The 17421-nt window shown below is 62.3% G+C and carries 17 protein-coding genes and 1 tRNA gene; 14 read left to right on the plus strand and 4 right to left on the minus strand.

Annotated features, from left to right (window positions below; all coding sequences use genetic code 11):
• Nucleotides 1-47 precede the first annotated feature (47 nt).
• The 11 genes from HPO_RS06995 to HPO_RS07045 all read left to right on the plus strand — a co-directional run bounded on the left by HPO_RS06995 (nt 48) and on the right by HPO_RS07045 (nt 10943).
• Complete coding sequence (locus HPO_RS06995; protein WP_035596180.1) at nt 48-1112, plus strand: MBL fold metallo-hydrolase; 1065 nt, start codon at nt 48-50, stop codon at nt 1110-1112.
• A 120-nt stretch (nt 1113-1232) separates the two neighbouring features.
• The gene (gene lepB / locus HPO_RS07000; protein ID WP_233349325.1) at nt 1233-2084 is read left to right on the plus strand and encodes a signal peptidase I; all 852 of its coding nucleotides are present in this window, start codon (nt 1233-1235) and stop codon (nt 2082-2084) included.
• 94 nt (nt 2085-2178) lie between these two features.
• Nucleotides 2179-2781 (plus strand): histidine phosphatase family protein, encoded by a 603-nt coding sequence (locus tag HPO_RS07005; RefSeq protein WP_035596182.1) that lies wholly within the window; start codon nt 2179-2181, stop codon nt 2779-2781.
• Between the two features lie 71 nt (nt 2782-2852).
• Entirely contained in the window at nt 2853-3098 is a 246-nt protein-coding gene (locus HPO_RS07010; protein ID WP_035596185.1) for an exodeoxyribonuclease VII small subunit, read from the plus strand.
• Nucleotides 3099-3108: 10 nt separating this feature from the next.
• Nucleotides 3109-4017, plus strand: a complete 909-nt coding sequence (locus HPO_RS07015) for a polyprenyl synthetase family protein (protein ID WP_206742135.1) — start codon at nt 3109-3111, stop codon at nt 4015-4017.
• Nucleotides 4018-4051: 34 nt separating this feature from the next.
• Nucleotides 4052-5974, plus strand: coding sequence for a 1-deoxy-D-xylulose-5-phosphate synthase (dxs, locus tag HPO_RS07020; protein ID WP_035596188.1), 1923 nt, complete (start codon nt 4052-4054; stop codon nt 5972-5974).
• A gap of 106 nt (nt 5975-6080) precedes the next feature.
• Nucleotides 6081-6722: a tol-pal system YbgF family protein gene (locus HPO_RS07025; protein ID WP_035596191.1), complete on the plus strand. Its 642-nt coding sequence runs from the start codon at nt 6081-6083 to the stop codon at nt 6720-6722.
• Between the two features lie 34 nt (nt 6723-6756).
• Nucleotides 6757-7338, plus strand: a complete 582-nt coding sequence (locus tag HPO_RS07030; RefSeq protein WP_035596194.1) for a hypothetical protein — start codon at nt 6757-6759, stop codon at nt 7336-7338.
• A 180-nt stretch (nt 7339-7518) separates the two neighbouring features.
• Entirely contained in the window at nt 7519-9270 is a 1752-nt protein-coding gene (locus tag HPO_RS07035; RefSeq protein ID WP_035596197.1) for a class I adenylate-forming enzyme family protein, read from the plus strand.
• 4 nt (nt 9271-9274) lie between these two features.
• A complete protein-coding gene (locus HPO_RS07040) occupies nt 9275-10297 on the plus strand; it encodes an aldo/keto reductase (RefSeq protein ID WP_035596200.1) in 1023 nt (340 codons plus the stop codon).
• Nucleotides 10287-10943, plus strand: coding sequence for a DUF938 domain-containing protein (locus tag HPO_RS07045; protein ID WP_035596203.1), 657 nt, complete (start codon nt 10287-10289; stop codon nt 10941-10943). The genes HPO_RS07040 and HPO_RS07045 overlap by 11 nt, the downstream gene beginning before the upstream one ends.
• Here HPO_RS07045 and HPO_RS21090 read toward each other — a convergent pair.
• The 3 genes from HPO_RS21090 to HPO_RS07060 all read right to left on the minus strand — a co-directional run bounded on the left by HPO_RS21090 (nt 10940) and on the right by HPO_RS07060 (nt 14401).
• On the minus strand, nt 10940-11416 hold the full coding sequence (locus tag HPO_RS21090; RefSeq protein WP_035596208.1) for a GFA family protein: 477 nt from the start codon (nt 11414-11416) through the stop codon (nt 10940-10942). The genes HPO_RS07045 and HPO_RS21090 overlap by 4 nt on opposite strands.
• 5 nt (nt 11417-11421) lie before the next feature.
• Entirely contained in the window at nt 11422-13161 is a 1740-nt protein-coding gene (metG, locus tag HPO_RS07055; protein WP_035596210.1) for a methionine--tRNA ligase, read from the minus strand.
• Nucleotides 13162-13228: 67 nt separating this feature from the next.
• Nucleotides 13229-14401, minus strand: coding sequence for a DUF418 domain-containing protein (locus HPO_RS07060; protein ID WP_035596214.1), 1173 nt, complete (start codon nt 14399-14401; stop codon nt 13229-13231).
• A 150-nt stretch (nt 14402-14551) separates the two neighbouring features.
• Between HPO_RS07060 and HPO_RS07065 the strand changes: the two genes are divergently transcribed.
• Together HPO_RS07065 and HPO_RS07070 are read left to right on the plus strand one after the other, a co-directional pair.
• Nucleotides 14552-14627: transfer RNA gene (locus HPO_RS07065), tRNA-Thr, on the plus strand.
• A gap of 115 nt (nt 14628-14742) precedes the next feature.
• Nucleotides 14743-15483 carry a universal stress protein gene (locus tag HPO_RS07070; RefSeq protein WP_157532714.1) on the plus strand — a complete coding sequence of 247 codons (741 nt, stop codon included), beginning with the start codon at nt 14743-14745 and terminating at the stop codon, nt 15481-15483.
• Nucleotides 15484-15496: 13 nt separating this feature from the next.
• Here the strand turns inward: HPO_RS07070 and HPO_RS07075 are convergent, their stop codons facing one another.
• Nucleotides 15497-16726: a hypothetical protein gene (locus tag HPO_RS07075; protein ID WP_035596220.1), complete on the minus strand. Its 1230-nt coding sequence runs from the start codon at nt 16724-16726 to the stop codon at nt 15497-15499.
• A 261-nt stretch (nt 16727-16987) separates the two neighbouring features.
• Between HPO_RS07075 and HPO_RS07080 the strand changes: the two genes are divergently transcribed.
• Nucleotides 16988-17421: aldehyde dehydrogenase family protein (locus HPO_RS07080; RefSeq protein WP_035596223.1), on the plus strand; the 434-nt coding region annotated here is incomplete at its 3' end.

Below are 17421 nucleotides of genomic sequence, written 5' to 3' on the forward strand. Positions count from 1 at the left end.
CCCGCGTGACGGCTCGACGGGGGAGCCTGCCGCCGTATCGTGGCCCCATGGATGGATTTCTCTCTGAACCGACCCAGTACAAGGGTCTGACTTTCCCGCTGGGGACGCGCGCGCCTGAGCCTGGTGAAGCCATTACGCTGGCGCCCGGCGTCGAGTGGACGCGGATGCCGCTGCCTTTCTCGCTGAAGTTCATCAATGTGTGGATCATTGATGATGGCGACGGCTGGACCATTGTGGATACCGGTATGCCGCTGCCCGACACCAAGGATGCCTGGCGCAAACTGCTGGGCGAGCGGGTGACGGCAGACAAGCCGCTGAAGCGGGTAATCATCACCCATATGCACCCAGACCATATCGGGGCAGCGGGTTGGCTCTGCTACAAGTATGATGCCGAGCTGTGGATCAGCCGGCTGGAGTATACGACGTGCCGGATGCTCGTGGCCGATACGGGCCGGGACGCGCCAAAGGCGGGGATCGATTTCTATATCCGCGCCGGATGGCCCCAGAAGGCCATCGACAACTACGTTTCGCGCTTTGGCGGGTTCGGACGGGGCGTCAGCCAGATGCCGGACGCGTTCCGGCGGCTTGAAGATGGCGACACGGTTCGCCTGGCCGGGCAGGACTGGCGCGTGATTACCGGCAACGGCCATTCGCCCGAGCATGTGTGCCTGTTCAGCGAGGCGCTGAACGTGGCGATTACCGGCGACCAGTTGCTGCCGCGGATTTCATCCAACGTATCGGTTCACCCCACCGAACCGGCGGCCAATCCGCTGGATGACTGGATCAAGAGCTGTGAGAAGCTGCTGCGGGAGCTGCCCGAGGATTGCTTCGTCCTGCCGGCACACAATGAGCCGTTCACAGGCGCGCATATCCGGCTGCGCAACCTGATTGCGGGGCATGACACCTCTCTGACGCGCCTGCGGCAAAAGCTGGAGAAGGGGCCTGTGAAGGTGCCCGAGACCTTCGTGACCCTGTTCGGACGGGCGATCAAAGACGATGAAATGGGCAACGCTACGGGCGAGGCGCTGGCGCACCTCAATTATCTGATCCATCGCGGGGAGGTAAAAACCCGGCCCGATACGGACGGCGCACTGCTTTACAGCCTCGCCTGAAGCGCTGTTTCGCCTCACATTGAATAGCAGTGTTGCGGGGCATTTCGCCTTCGCAAGGGGGCGGCTTATCGTTTAAGACTTCCCGGCCTGCGCGAGAGCGGTGCCTGCTATGGGGTTTGAATGACTGAGGAAAACAGCGTGGCCGCCGAGGCGCCGGCAGCAGAGACAGGCCTCTGGGCAAAGATCAAGCAGGAGCTGCGCGAATGGGGCGCGACGCTTGCCATTGTGGCGCCGGCCTTCCTGCTATTCACCGGTCTGCTTTACGAACAGCGCGTTATTCCGTCTGAAAGCATGGTGCCGACCCTGGAAGTGGGCGACCGCGTGGCGGTGGCCAAGTTTGCCTTTGGTTATGGCCGGTATTCGTTGCCCCTGAGCATCGGGCGATATCTGCCGCTGGGCGAAGGGCGTTTCTTCCCGGGCACGCCCGAGCGCGGCGATGTGGTGGTGTTCGAGCATACCCATTCGGACCGGGTGATGATCAAGCGGGTGGTGGGCCTGCCGGGTGACACGGTTCAGATGATTAATGAAGAACTGGTGATCAACGGCCAGCCTGTGGATGCCGAATTCGTGCGCACGGTGCGCTACATTCCCGACCGGACCGATGTGATCGACACTGCCCATGAATGGCGCGAGACCATCGGGGACAAGACCTGGCTGACCCATCGCGGGCTGCGCGGACATGCCGTGGATGACACGGTGCTGTTCGTGGTGCCCGAGGGCCACATGTTCCTGGTCGGCGACAACCGTAACAATTCCTATGACAGCCGCGAGCTTTCCGGCCATTGCCCGCCAGTCAATGGCGTGGTGGACCGGGCTGGCTGCCCTCTGCGTGTAGCGGCGGATGATGCGTCCATCGGCTTTGTGCCGCTCGACCATCTGATCGGGCGCGCGGACACGGTGCTGATGACCTTCCACCGCTGCAAATTGCAAGGCGATGAGCCCTGCCGCAAACGCGTCTGGAAGGGGCTTTGACCCGGAAATCCGTATCTTGCCCGCTGCCGCTAACCCCGCTAGTCCGGGTTTAAACGGGGGCGCGGGGCCTCTGCGGCAATACGGATAACTGGCGATGCCCAACACGACATCGACAAAGCAACGCCGTGGGCCGATCATCATATCGCGCCATGGCCGCCCTGCGCTGGACCGCAATCTTGGGCCGCGCCTGCACTGGCAGGACTATATCGACTGGTGGGCCAAGTACGAAATAGGACCGCTGGCGGAGGGGCAGGAAGCGCCCAAGGAATTGAGGGACATGGTGGCCGATGCGGACATCGTGTTTGCATCCGCCCGCCTGCGCGCGCAGCAGACGGCCGACAGCGCCGCGCCGCACCTGACGGCGATCTATGATCCGGTATTCAATGAAGCGCCGCTGCCGCCGCCAAAACTGCATGGCTTTCGCGCCTTGCCCAAAACATGGAATGTGCTGGCCAGGACAGTCTGGTTAACCGGCCATTCATTGGACGGCGAATCGGTGGGCGAGGCGCGTGTGCGCGCCAAGGCAGCAGCTTTGAAGCTGCATGAGGCCGCTGCAGACGCAAAAGTCTATCTCGCCGCACACGGATGGTTCAACCGCATGCTGAGACCTGAACTGCGTGAGTTGGGCTGGGTGTGTGCACGGGATGGCGGGGACAGCTATTGGAGCTACCGCGTCTACGAATACCGTGGACAGTGACACGATAACGGTTGTCGCGCCCGGCAGCGGGCTCTAGACAGGCTGGAACGAATTTTCAGGACAGGCGCGCCATGTCGGATGTCAAATCCAAACCCGTGGACAAGATGAGCTTCGAGGAAGCACTGGCCGAGCTGGAAGGCATTGTCCGCCAGTTGGAAGCCGGTGAAGTCGAGCTTGAAAAGTCGATCGCGATCTATGAGCGCGGCGCAGCTCTCAAAGCGCATTGCGAGGCGCGGCTGAAATCGGCCGAGCTGAAGGTGGAGCAGATTGTTCAGGGCGCCGGCGGTCCGACGACCGAACCGGCCGCCTTCGATTAGGTTCGCCGTCATGGGGCCGGACGAGGGCGAAGTGTCAGACTTTGAACAACGCCTGACGGAAGTTGCCGACAAGGTGACCGTGGCGCTGGACCAGCTGATCCCCCCGGCCAGTGGACCGGAAGCCAATCTGATGCGCGCCATGCGCCATGCCGCGCTGGCCAATGGCAAGCGGATGCGGCCTTTTTTCGTACTGGAAACGGGCGCCATGTTCGGGGCCTCGGAGAAGAGCCTTCTGCGGACAGCCGCGGCGCTGGAATGCGTGCACTGCTATTCGCTGGTGCATGATGACCTGCCCTGTATGGACGATGATGACTTCCGGCGCGGGCAGCCCACCGTCCATAAGGCCTTTGACGAGGCAACCGCCGTGCTGGCGGGGGACGCGCTGCTGACGCTGGCGTTCAAGATACTGGCGTCCAGCGAGACGCACGAAGACCCGGCGGTGCGCGTGCTGCTGATCGAGCGGCTGGCAGACGCAGCCGGGGCGCGCGGCATGGTGGGCGGCCAGATGATCGACATGCTGGAGGAGGCGAGCCCGCGCGATCTCAACACCATTACCCGCATGCAGCGGCTGAAGACCGGAGCCCTGATTTCCTATGCACTGGAGGCAGGGGCGATCATTGGTCACGCCCGGGAGGCTGAACGCAATGCCCTGGCAGGTTTTGCCAATGATCTGGGGCTGGCGTATCAGATCGCCGATGACATCCTTGATGCAGAGGGGGATGAAAGCATCGTGGGCAAGGCACTTTCCAAGGACAAGGACGCCGGGAAGGCGAATTTCGTTACCCTTCTGGGGGTGGATGGTGCCCGGCAGAGGGTGCGGCTGCTCGCCGCGCAGGCCAAGGAACATTTGGCAATTTTCCGTGACAAGGCCCACATCCTGCTGCATTCCGTTGATTATGTGCTGAACAGACCCCGGTAGAACGGGCACGCGACGACAAGAAAAGCACGCAGATATGACCGAGACACGCCCGAACCGCCTCCTGGACGCCATTGATGCGCCGTCCGACCTTAAAGGCCGCAGCCGCGCCGATCTGAAACAGATCGCCGAGGAAGTGCGCCATGAGGTGATCGATGTCGTGTCGGTGACCGGGGGGCATCTCGGCTCCGGCCTGGGCGTGGTGGAGCTGACCGTGGCGATCCATGCGGTGTTCGATGCGCCCGCCGACAAGCTGATCTGGGATGTCGGCCATCAGTGCTATCCCCACAAGATCCTGACCGAGCGCAAGGACCGGATGCGGACCCTGCGCCAGGCGGGGGGGCTCTCGGGTTTCACCAAGCGTGCGGAGAGCGAATACGATCCGTTCGGCGCGGCCCATGCTTCAACCTCGATCTCGGCGGGCCTCGGTTTTGCCAAGGCGCGCGATCTGCAGGGCAAGGACAATCACGTCATCTGCGTGATCGGCGACGGGTCGATGTCAGCCGGTATGGCGTATGAGGCGATGAACAATGCCGGGGCTGACCGTTCCCGGATGATCGTTATCCTCAACGACAACGACATGTCGATTGCGCCCCCCGTGGGCGCAATGAGCCATTATTTCTCGCGGCTGGTTTCCTCGCGGCCTTATCGGGGCCTGCGCCGGATTGCCAAGAAGGTGATCCAGCCGATGGGGCTGGAATCCCCGGCGCGGCGCGCGGAAGAATATCTGCGCGGTTTCGCGATGGGTGGCACGCTCTTCGAGGAGATGGGGTTCTACTATATCGGCCCGGTGGACGGGCATGATCTCGACACGCTGCTGGACCTGCTTGAAAACATCAAGGCGATGCAGGACGGCCCGATCCTGCTGCATGTTGTGACGCAGAAGGGCAAGGGCTATGCGCCTGCCGAGAATTCTGCCGACAAGTATCACGGCGTTTCGAAATTCTCCGTCGTCACCGGCGAGCAGGCCAAGGGCGCTGCCGGGCCGCCGGCCTATCAGAAGGTGTTCGGCCAGACGCTGGCGAAACTGGGCGAGACAGATGACAGGATCTGCGCCATCACCGCGGCGATGCCATCTGGTACGAGTACGGACATTTTCGGGAAGAAGTTCCCCGAGCGGCATTTCGACGTCGGTATTGCCGAGCAGCATGCCGTGACATTTGCCGCCGGGCTTGCAGCCGATGGCATGAAGCCGTTCTGCGCGATCTATTCCACCTTCCTTCAGCGCGGCTATGACCAGGTGGTGCATGATGTGGCGATCCAGCAATTGCCGGTTCGCTTTGCCATCGACCGGGCAGGATTGGTGGGCGCTGACGGCGCGACCCATGCGGGCAGTTTCGACATCGGTTATCTCGGCGCGCTGCCGGGCATGGTCTGCATGGCGCCCTCGGATGAGGCGGAACTGGCGCGGATGGTGCTGACTTCGCTCCAGATCGATGACCGGCCCAGTGCCTTCCGCTATCCGCGCGGCGAAGGGGTTGGCGTGACGATCCCCAACATTCTCAAGCCGCTGGAAATCGGCAAGGGCAGAGTTGTGCGGGAAGGGAACGCGATTGCGATCCTTTCCTACGGCACTCGCCTGCAGGAAGCACTGAAAGCCGCCGACATGCTGGCCGCGCAGGGGCTGAGCGCCACGGTCGCCGATGCCCGCTTTGCCAAGCCGCTCGACAATGAGCTGATCGAACGCCTGGCGAAAGAGCATGAAGTGCTCCTCACTCTGGAAGAAGGCGCGCGGGGAGGCTTTGGCAGTTTCGTGCTGGAGCATCTGGCCAATTGCGGAGCGCTGGATTCCGGTCTGAAGGTGCGTGTTCTGACGCTGCCTGACATCTTCCAGGATCAGGACACGCCGGCTGCGATGTATGATCAAGCCGGCCTGACAGCGCGCCATATTGCGGCGCGCGCCATCGAGGCACTTGGCCGGGGTGACCTGTCAGCAATTGAGCGGCTGGCCTCTGCCTGAGGCTTTGCCACACTAACATCACACTTCTGCCCTGTGCCGCTTCATTCCGGCAGGTTATGGAGAGTGCGCGAACCTCATGATTCCGCCTGCAAGAAGGAAGTTTGATATGATCCGTCTCAGCCTTGCCGCCGCCGCCTCGGCTCTCGTTTTCGCCGCGTGCGCGACGCAGGCGCCCCCCAGCGATGGACCTGCGCCTGCAGTCGTTGTGCCTTCCCAGTATGAGCTGGGCCTGAGCACGGCAACCGAACTGCAGACTGCCGGCAATGTGCCGGCCGCTATTCAGCGCCTGATGCAGCTCGCCGGCGATCCTGAACTGACCTCTGAACAGAAAGCGGACGTTCTTTACGAACTGGGCGTATTGAGCATGAGCCCGACCGGATATGATCTGCCGGGCGCTGTGGGTTATTTCGACGAAGTGATTGCCAACCATCCGAACACGGATGCCGCCCGCCGCGCCAAGGCCAAGCTGCCCGAAGCCCGTGCGCAGTTGGAGGCAATGAACGCTGTGCTGGCCTCTGCCGATGCAACCCATACGGAGCGTTTCAACGCGCTGATGAAACTCGGCCGGCACCTCGATGCCATCGATCTCATGACACAGTATGACATCCAGCCGGATAATGAAGTGAAGCTGGCAATGTATCAGATCGGCTATCTGTGCGACGAAACTGGCCTGACCGGTCAGACCTACACTGTGGCTGACCGCGACGGCACGAGCCGCAGACTGCGCTTTTGCGACTACGGCAAGTAAAGCGTAGACTGTCTCCCGAACCGTGGGGGACAGAATGGAAAACAAGGAGTTCCGCCAGAGAATTTCCGCCTTCGAGAAAGGCGAGATTCTCTGGCGCGCTTATCCGGACCGGCTGGAAAAGCATGGCGCCGATGGCGCGCTTCAACTGACAATCCCTTATGACCGTGTGCGGCGGGTTCGCATCGCCTGGGCGTCGAGCCGGGCCCAGCCCGGCCGCCTGCTGATGGAACTGACCGGGGAGCGGTGCCGCGTTACGATTTCCAATATGCATTATGCCGGATTTGCAAATTTCGAGGATCGGGCGGAAACCTTCTATCCGATGATGTGGCAGGTGGCGCTGGGCGTGCGGCGGTCCAATCCCGGGGCGGAGTTCCGGGCGGGCGAGCGCGCAGAGATTTACTGGCCGCTGCTCTCTTTCGCGTTCGGAGCCCTGGTGATGCTGGCAGGCGTCCTCTTGGCGTTACCAATAGGGGCGGGGAATATCCCTGCCTCTGTCTTCATCAAGGGCGGTTTCGTCCTGATTGCATTGCCATTGCTGCTCGGCTGGGCGTGGAAAGCGCGGCCCCGGAAGTTCAACCCGGATACCGATCTCGAAGAAATGATTGCCATTCGCTGACGGGGCAGAACTCACCCGAACCTGAGGGGTTTGGTGAGGGAAGAGAAAAAACATGCCATCAAACGCCGGATTTGGGCGCCGGTTCACACAAAAATGACGCCGTGTCGCATGTGAGCCTCTTCATAATCCAGCGCGCGCGTGGTTGTCTGGCGCCAGCACAGAAACAACCCGAGGAAACCCATGTCGACAGACCTTCTCCCCCCGAACTGGCCCGCTATGTCGATCGCCCAGGCCAATGCCGCGCTGGCCGGGCCGGGATCGCCGCTGGAGCTCGAAGACGCCGAGATCCGCGGCGTCCGCATGAAGGTCTACAAGAACGCGCCGCCGAATATCCCTGTGATCCTGGAACTGGCTGCCCAGCAGTTCGCAGAGCGTACCTATCTCGTCTACCAGAATGAGCGCGTGACGTTTCGCGCCCTGAATCTCGCCGTGCGTAAGCTGGCCGCCGAGATGCGCGACAAATACGGCATCCAGAAGGGCGACCGGGTGGCCATCGTCATGCGGAATTATCCGCAGTGGCCGCTGGCTTTTTACGCCGCGCTGAGCCTTGGGGCGATCGCCACACCGATGAACTCCTGGTGGACGGCTGAGGAACTCGAATATGGCCTGTCCTTTGCCGGGGTAAAGCTGGCGGTGATGGACCTGCAGATTTATGAGCGCATCCGCGATCATCTGCACAAGCTGCCCGACCTGGAGCACATTCTGATTGCCCGGGACTCGGCCGAGGAGATTGCCGATCCGCGTGTCTCCTCGCTGGACGCAATTGTTGGCCATCCCAATGACTGGGGCAAACTTGCCGACGCCGGACCCACGGGTGTTCAGATCGGCCCCGACGACGACGCGACGATCATGTATACGTCCGGCACGACCGGAAAGCCCAAGGGCGCGCTGGCAACGCATCGCGCGGTGATCACCAACATGTTCAACTCTTCCGCCTGCCAGGCGCGTATGTTCCTGCGCAAGGGTGAACCTGTGCCGGCGCCCGATCCCGATGCCATGCGCGCGACGCTGATCTCCATTCCGTTTTTCCATGCGACCGGATCGTTTGCCATCCTGATCCCTTCGGCCCTGCGGGGCGACAAGGTTGTGTCGATGTATAAATGGGACGCAGGCGAAGCGCTGCCGATCATCGAGGGCGAAAAAATCACGGCGGTGGGCGGGGTTCCGGCAATTGCCTGGCAGATCCTGGAACATCCGGACAGGGACAAATATGATCTCTCGTCCATTCAGGCGATTTCCTATGGCGGCGCCCCGTCTGCGCCCGAACTCGTCTCCACAATCAAGAAACGTTTCCCTGAAGCAGCCCCCGGCAATGGCTGGGGCATGACGGAAACCTGCGCCACCGCAACGCTGAACATCGGCGAAGACTATGTGAACCGGCCCTCCAGCGCCGGGGCGCCGCCCGCTGCGGTGGAGCTCAAGATTTGCGATCCCGAGGGCAATGAAATGCCGGCCGGAGAGGTAGGCGAACTCTGGTGTAAGAGCGCGGCGAACTGCCGGCTCTACTGGAACCGTCCGGATGCGACGGCCGAGACCTTCCGCAATGGCTGGGTAGTGACCGGTGACCTTGCGCGCATCGACGAGGAAGGCTTCCTCTATCTCGTAGACCGGGCCAAGGACATGCTGATCCGCGGCGGCGAGAACGTCTACTGTATCGAGGTCGAGAGCGCGCTTTATGACCATCCCGCCGTAATGGATGCCGCGGTGGTCGGCATTGCGCACAAGGTGCTGGGCGAGGAAGTTGGCGCTGTGGTGCAGTTGAAGCCGGGCAAGACGGCGACAGAAGCGGACCTGCGCGCGCATGTGGCGGGGCAGCTGGCGGCATTCAAGGTGCCGGTGGAAATCCAGTTCCAGGACGAACCCCTGCCGCGCAACGCCAATGGCAAGATCCTGAAGGCGGACCTGCGGCAGCGTTTCAAGCCGAGAGCGTAGGCAGATGACCGTAGAGCGGCGGCGCATCGGAGACCGGCAGGTGCATCCTGTCGGTCTCGGCTGCATGAACATCATGCATTCGTATGGTCCGCCTGCGGATGAGCATGAGGCGAAAGCCCTCCTTGTCCGGGCGTTGGATATCGGCTGCGACTTCCTCGACACCGCGACGATCTACGGCCTTGGCCGCAGCGAGGAGCTGATTGGTGAGGCGCTCGGCAAGCGGCGGCAGGAATATTTCCTGGCGAGCAAGTGCGTGCTGGGCTTCAGGGAAAAGCAGCGCACGCTGGATGGGCGGCCCGAAGCCATCAAGGCGGCGTGCGAGGCCAGCCTGAAGCGGCTGCGCACCGATGTGATTGACCTCTACTATCTTCACCGGCCTGACCCCAAGGTGCCGGTGGAGGAGTCTGCCGGGGCGATGGCTGATCTTATCCGTGAGGGGAAGATCCGTTTCTATGGGCTCTCCGAAATGGGAGAGGACCAGCTGCGCCGGGCACACAAGGTGCATCCGGTCGCGGCGCTGCAATCGGAATACTCCCTATGGGTGCGCAATCCCGAGATTGCCGTCCTCGAGGCATGCCGAGAATTGGGGGTGGCCTTCGTCGCGTTCTCGCCAGTTGGGCGGGGCTTTCTGGCCGATCCGCCCGCCGACCCCTCAGCATTCCATGACACGGATATGCGCAAGGTATTGTTCCCGCGCTTCTCTGATGAAAACTATGCCGGAAATCTGCCGCTGCTGGAAACAGCCCGTGCGGTTGCCCGTGAAGCAGGGTGCAGCGTGGCGCAACTGGCGATTGCCTGGGCGATGGCCAAGGGCGATCATGTTCTGCCCATTCCGGGCACACGGAGCATCCGGCATCTGGAAGAGAACCACGCCGCCGCGGGGGTTCGTCTGACGGCGGAGCAAGTGTCGCAGCTGGACGCAGCCTTCGCGCCGGAACGGGCAGTTGGGCCGCGCTATTCGGCCGCCGGGCAAGCCAGCGTGACAACCGAGATGTTCGACTTCGAGAAGTCCCAGCATGGCGGATAAGCCACCGGTTGCGCTGGAAGATCGCGGCGCGGGCGGCGATGGGCGGCGCTATTCCCCCTCTGCCGCGCGGAACCGGGAGCCGATATGCGATGTGCTGAAAGCATATCTGGCGATGCCCGCGCGCGTTCTGGAGATTGCGTCTGGAACCGGGGAGCATGGCGCGTTCCTGGTCGAGGAACTGCCGGGGCTGGATTGGACCTATTCCGACATTGACCCGCCGAGTCTTGCGAGCCAGCGGGCCTGGCGCGGGGCAGACGTGACAGTCCGGCTGCATGGGCCGGTGGAGATTGATGCGTCATCTGAGGATTGGGAAGCGGCGGAACAGGCGGGGGCGTGGGACGCGATCTTCAGCGCCAATATGGTTCACATCGCGCCCTTTGAGGCAGCAAAGGGGCTGATTGCCGGGGCCAGACGGTTGCTGAAGCCTGGCGGAGCATTGTTGATGTATGGGCCCTTCGCCCGCGATGGTGTGATTGCACCGTCAAATGCTGCGTTTGATGCCAGTCTGAGGTCCAGGGATGCTCGCTGGGGTGTACGGGATCTGGACCGTGATCTCGTCCCTCTGGCACAGAAGGCGGGCTTGCAATTAGACGCGGTTGTCGAGATGCCCGCGAATAATCTGACCGTCGTTTTCCGGAACCCTTAAGCCTTCGGCGTCCAGTCTTCCGTATCGTGATCGGGGTGCTGGTTATTGCTGGCGCGGATGCGGGCGGCTTCTTCGGGCATGTCGTCTTCGGTGCTGCCGAAATCATCGAGCACTTCAAACTGATCCATCTGGGGTAGGCGCCCCTCCATGCCCAATTGGTAATTCAGGGGAATGGAGGCGGGATTGTCGAAAGCGCCAATGCTCATGGAGATGTGTTGGTTGTCTTCGTGGCGATAGTAGAGCGGTGTGCCACAATCCCGGCAGAAGCCGCGGCGGGCTTTTCCGGAACTATGAAATTCTGCCGGTGTTCCCCGCGTCCACTGAAAATCAGCATACGGGACACCCACTAGGGCAGCAAAGAAATTGCCCGTTGCCTTCTGGCACATGCGGCAATGGCAGACATGAGGATTGTCGCGCAAGCTGGCTGCGCGAAACCGGATGCGTCCACATTGACAACCTCCGGTTCGCATCATGGAGCCTACTCCTTGCCGCCGCCGAAGCGCTCAGTCCATTCCGCCACCTGGGCATCCTCGATCTTCTGGAAGAGAACATCCGGCGGGGTGATGGCGTGGCCACGCGGAAGGGCATCAAGCAGGGCGGCAAAGTCCTCGGCCTTTGAGCCGCTGGGCATCTTGCGGTTTTCTTCCGGAATGCCGAGCGCATCGAGGATTTTCTTTGCCGCATCCGGAATGATCGGCTGGGCGATGATGCCGAAGAGGGCAGCGAGATTTATGCCCGCGCGCACGCCAACGGCGGCGCCATCCACGTCATTCTTGTATTTCACCCAAGGTTCTGCCTTGGTGAGGTATTCGTTGCCCGCTGCCCAGATGGCGCGTGTCTCGGCGGCGGCCTTGCGGAATTCCATCGCTTCGTAGAACTCGACAAGACGCGGCAGGCGCTCTGCCAGCTCGTTGGCCATCCACGCTTCGGCCTCACCAGGCGTGCCGGCTTCGGGCACTTTGCCATCAAATTTCGAGGCGCAGTATTTGGTGATCCGGTTGATGAAGTTGCCGAGCACGTTGGCAAGGTCGGAGTTCACGGCTGCCTGGAAGCCTTCCCAGGTGAACGCCGCGTCGGAGCCTTCCGGAGCGTTGGAGATCAGATACCAGCGCCAATAGTCAGACGGCAGAAGGCTCAGCGCCTGGTCCATGAACACGCCGCGCTTCTGGCTGGTGGAGAATTTGCCACCATACCAAGTGACCCAGTTGAACGCTTTCAGCTTGTCGACCGTTTTCCACGGCTCGCCAGAGCCCAGCAGCGTGACGGGGAAGCTGACCGTGTGGAAGGCGACGTTATCCTTGCCCATGAACTGGACGTATTCTGTCTGGTCGGCGCCTTTGTCGGTGAGCCAGAGTTTTTCCCAGTCATTGCCAGTGGCTTCGGCCCATTCCTGCGTGGCAGAGATGTAGCCGATCGGAGCATCGAACCAGACATAGAAGACCTTGTTCTCAAAGCCGGGGCGCGGATTGCCGTCAGCATCGGTGACTTTCACGCCCCAGCTGAGATCGCGCGTGATTGAGCGGGCAATCAGGCCTTCATCAAGCCATTTGTTGGCGATGGAAACCGCCAGCGAAGGCCAGTTCTTGCCCTTCTCGTTCACCCATTCGCGGATGCGATCCTGCATGCCCGTCTGTAGCAGGTAGAGATGGTCAGTATCCCGGATCTCGATATTCCGGCTACCGGTGACGGCCGAGTAGGGATTGATCAGGTCAACGGGGTCTAGAAGGCGGCCGCAGCTGTCACACTGGTCGCCGCGCGCCTTTTCGTAGCCGCAATGGGGGCAGGTGCCCTCAACATAGCGGTCCGGCAGGAAGCGGCCGTCATCGACGGCGTAAACCTGCTTTGAAGTGCGCACTTCGATCAGGCCGTTCTTTTCCAGCTGCTGGGCAAGATGCTGGGTAATCTTGTGGTTGGCCGGGCGAGACGTGCGGCCAAACCAGTCGAAGGACAGGTTAAAGCCTTCGCCGGCCTTGCGCTGGATCTCGTATTGCTCGTCACAATAGGCCTGCACGGTCTGGCCAGCCGCCTGGGCGGCGAGTTCGGCGGGGGTGCCATGCTCATCAGTGGCGCAGATATAGGTCACATCATGGCCCATCAGGCGCATCACACGGGCATACACATCTGCCGGAAGCATCGAGCCGGCAAGGTTGCCGAGATGCTTCACGCCGTTGATGTAGGGCAGGGCCGAGGTGATGAGGATGCGCCGTTGCTGGGTCATGGGGCCTTTTCAGAGCCTTTCTGTTGGAGAACGCGCCTTTTAACGCCCTCGCCGGTAAAGGAAAGCTCTAGGCGCGGCCCCAATAGGTAACGCGCCTCAGCAGGACTTCCAAAGGCCCGCGCGCCGCGAAGCTGCGCCAGATACCTGTGAAGGCGAGGGAGGCAAACCCTACGCCGAGTGCCGTTAGGATCGCCTCAGCCGCGCTCATGCGCCCGAACTGATCCAGGCCATAGCCCGCGAAGAGGAAGGAAAGGAGGAGGGATTGCAACAGGTACGCCGTCAGGGAGGCCGACCCCGCACGCGCCAGAAACCGGCGGATGGGGCCGGGGCTGCCCTGAGAGGCCAGCGCTATGATGCCCGCATACCCAAAAACAGAGAATACCGAGAAGGCCATCAGGACCGCCCCGGCCAGCATGTATTGGCCGGACACGATTGTTTCGGCGCGGGTCATCAGGCTGGCCGCCCAGAGGCTGCCCAGCAGGCCGACGGAAAGGAAAACCCAGCGCGAGAGCTTCCAGATACGCGCCTGTGGCTGGTCAATCACGCCGGCTTTCGCAGCAGCAAGCCCGAGGCAGAAGAATCCGAAGACGGCGATCCCCTGCTGGATCAGCATGCTGGGCAGGATGAGGGGAAGCTGTGACAGGCGCCAGGCCGCTGCGTCCAGGAAGCTGCCCTCGGTGAAGGCGCGGACCTGCGCCGCATTGGCCGAAGGGGCGCGCGCTTTCGCAATCTCTTCAGGCGCAAGGGCGTCCCCCGCGCCAAGCAGGGCAGCGAAGAGGAAGAGGATCAGCGTGTTGAGCGCAATCAGGCCGAGCCCGAGGCGAACCAGTGAGGCCGCCGAGGCACCGCGCAGGGTGAAAAGAAGGCAGCCCAGAAGGCCGTAGGTGATCAGGATGTCGCCATACCAGAAGAAGATGAAATGCAGGGCGCCCAGGACGATGAGCGCGGCCATCCGCCGGAAATAGCGCGCGCCGGCATCTGCTCCTGCGCGGCCTGCCGCCTCCAGCTGCCAGGCGAGACCGGCGCCGAACATCATCGCAAACAGCGGATAGGACTTCATCAGGAACAGGCCTGACATGGCCGTATATGCGGCGCGGTCGGCCGGGGCTTCCAGGCCTGTCCCGTAAAAGCCGTCCGTAGCCGGCGCAGCGAAGCCGGACACATTCACCACGGCAATGCCAATCAGGGCAAAGGCGCGCAGCAGATCGGGCGTCAGGGCGCGAGGCGGGGAGGGAGGCAATGCGGAAGGGCTTTCGAAACGTTAGCGAGCAGCAAAACAGCTCAACCGGCGCATGGCAAGCATAGCCAGAACCGGGGCGCCGCAAGGGGGACCGCAAGTCAGAATGCCCGCTTGACCCCTCCCGTGTTCCCCTGTAGCCACCGGCAAAGTGCCGGCTTAGCTCAGCTGGTAGAGCATCTGATTTGTAATCAGAGGGTCACGGGTTCGAGTCCTGTAGCCGGCACCACAGACCCGCTTTCCCAGCCAATTCACAGGGTGTGGGCATTATTGGGGTGATCTTGCGCAAGATACTGGCCGCAACCCGTTTTTCTGAAAGCTGTGCCCGCGCGCAGGCGCGCGCCATGCACCTTGCCGAAAAGACAGAGGCCGACCTGCTGCTTGTTCATGCAGGAGACGCAGATGCTCAGGATCAGCTGAACGAAGCGGCGAAGGCGGCGGGCGCGGCAGCGCAGCTCAAAGAGGGCGATCCGGCCAAGGTTATCCTGGAGACCGCCCGCGGCGAAGAGGCGGAGTTGATTGTCGTCGGCGCGCCAGGGCGCCGCAACTTGCGGGAAATGCTCACAGGAACGAATGTCGAGCAGGTGATCCGGCAGAGCAGTGTGCCGGTGCTTATGGCGGTGAACGCTGAAGATGGCCCTTACCGGCGCGTACTGCTGACGACGGATTTCTCGGAGGCCTCCGTGCTGGCAGCCACTAGCTTTTTCCGGAGTGGAATGGCCGCCGGGGCGCAGGTCTATCTCTGCAATGTCTTCGACACACCGGCCATCCGTCTGATGACGACGGCAGGCACCACGACAGCCGACATCCAGCATTACATTGCCGAGCAGCAGGAAGCGTCTGCAGACAATCTGAAAGTCGTAGCGGAGCAGATGGGGCTTGCGCACAGCGGTGTTCTGCCCCGTTTGCAGCGCGGAACTGCGGCGCAGACGATATGTGCCGTGGCGCAGGAGATTGGCGCAGAGCTGATTGTGGTGGGCACGCAGGGCCATAGCGGCATCCGGCGCTTCTTTCTCGGCAGCGTGGCCGAGGAGGTTCTGCGCAAATCGCCAGTGGACGTGCTTGCGGTTCCCGCGCTGGCTTGAACCGAGGCTTCGACTATCTGACAGTCTTCAGCTGGGTGGCCTCGATATTGTAGAGGCCGGGATTGAAGTTCGGGTCGTTGGTCAGGATGTAGGCGTCCTGATTGGTTACCCGCCAGGCATTGTCGTACGTCGCATCAAGCTGCACCTGACGGCCATCGACAGGATCGTGATAGGTTTCCACCCCGCGAATGCCTTCAATGCTTTCCCGCTCTATGCGGTCGTCCGTTTCATCGGTCGTGTAGCGTTTGCTGGTGGGGCCATCCGAGCTGGTTTTCACGGGGTCCGGCATGTCATTGGCGCGGGTTGCCTCGGCCATCTTGCGATACGTTTCGATGTTGCGTTTGGTGGCAGCGGCGCCCCCGGCGACAATCATGGCGGCACGCTCCTCGGTGTTGCGTGCGGCCATCTGGCCGAGCTGGGCCTTGATAGCGAATAACTTCTCCAGCCAATCAGCTTGCGGCGTGAGGGAGCGACGCACCGCTTCGGCAAGCGGGACGTTCAGCTGCCCCGTTGGGGCGACGGCGCCAAAAGTGCCCAGGGTGGCCGCGCTGAGCGTCTGCAATGGCGCGCCGCCCATGGGATTATAGAGAGGCTCGGACATCATGAAGGTGGCCGTGACTGCAACCAGCCCCTGCATCTCGGCGCCGTTTTGTCCGCGGAACGTGAATTCCACTTCGCCGCCATCGGCCCAGACACGCATACCGACGCCCGCCTGATTTGCCATCATCTGCAGGTCATGCGCCTGCTGGGCGGCGGCTTTGGCATAATCTTCCCGGGGGCGATACGCTGTGATCCGGGCATTGGGGAAGGAGGCCTGCACCCGGGCGCTGAGATACTGCTCCGCGCTTGTGAACGTGGCGGGGGGGCAGGTAGCGTTCATCGGGGTTGTGCTGGCCTGCCAGCCTTCGGTCGGGAAGATGAATATGCTGGAGGCGCCATCCGGGGAGGTTGCGCTCCAGTCCACGCCGAAAATGTCAGAGCAGCGATCTCGCTGCTGAACGATGCCGCCCTGCGTGGTCCAGCCATCGGGCACGAGAATGGTCAGCGCGTCCAGCGGCGCAATCACGCCGGGGTCGCGGATGATGGCACGCTGCAAAACAATTGCGTCAGCGGGCAGGGACTGGGGGATGGGCGCTGGCATAAGGGCGTCGGCCTCTGTTGTGGCAGGCTGGGCCAAGGCGACAGGCGCCGCCAGGGCTGTCGTCATGACGAGAAATGTCAGCGCGGATGTGAGTGTTTTCACAGCGCATCTCCGTTGAGCGGCAGAGGGCGGGTAGAGGCCCTCACCAGAACAAGCGTGAGAATTGAGCCGAACAGGCCAACGGGATGTGCAGTTTTCTTGCAAAGGCAGCGCAGGAACGCCGCGTCAAGCGCGCCGTGTGGCCGGCCGGCTTCCTTGCAAGACACCGGAAAATGCGGCAAGCCCGCACCATCAAAAACGCCGTGACGGCGCGCAGATTGTGCTGCGGCTGCCGCATAGGCCCGATAAGCAGGAGGAGCGCGCGTGCGCGAAGTTCATCATTTTGTGAATGGCAAGACTGTCGCCGGAACATCCGGCCGGTTTGGGGATATTTACGACCCCAATACGGGCGCGATTCAGGCACGTGTGGCGCTCGCAACGAAGGCCGAACTGGGCGCTGCGGTGGACGCTGCGACGGCGGCCTTTCCCGCCTGGGCCAGCACCAACCCGCAGCGCCGGGCGCGCGTGATGTTCGAGTTCAAGCGCCTGGTCGAAGCCAATATGGACGAGCTGGCGTATATGCTCTCGTCCGAACATGGCAAGGTGATTGCCGATTCCAAAGGCGACGTGCAGCGCGGCCTGGATGTGGTGGAGTTTGCCTGCGGCGTGCCCCACCTTCTGAAGGGCGAATACACCGAAGGCGCCGGCCCAGGCATTGATGTCTATTCGATGCGCCAGCCGCTGGGCGTGTGCGCCGG

The organism is Hyphomonas polymorpha PS728 (assembly GCF_000685315.1).
Taxonomy (GTDB): domain Bacteria; phylum Pseudomonadota; class Alphaproteobacteria; order Caulobacterales; family Hyphomonadaceae; genus Hyphomonas; species Hyphomonas polymorpha.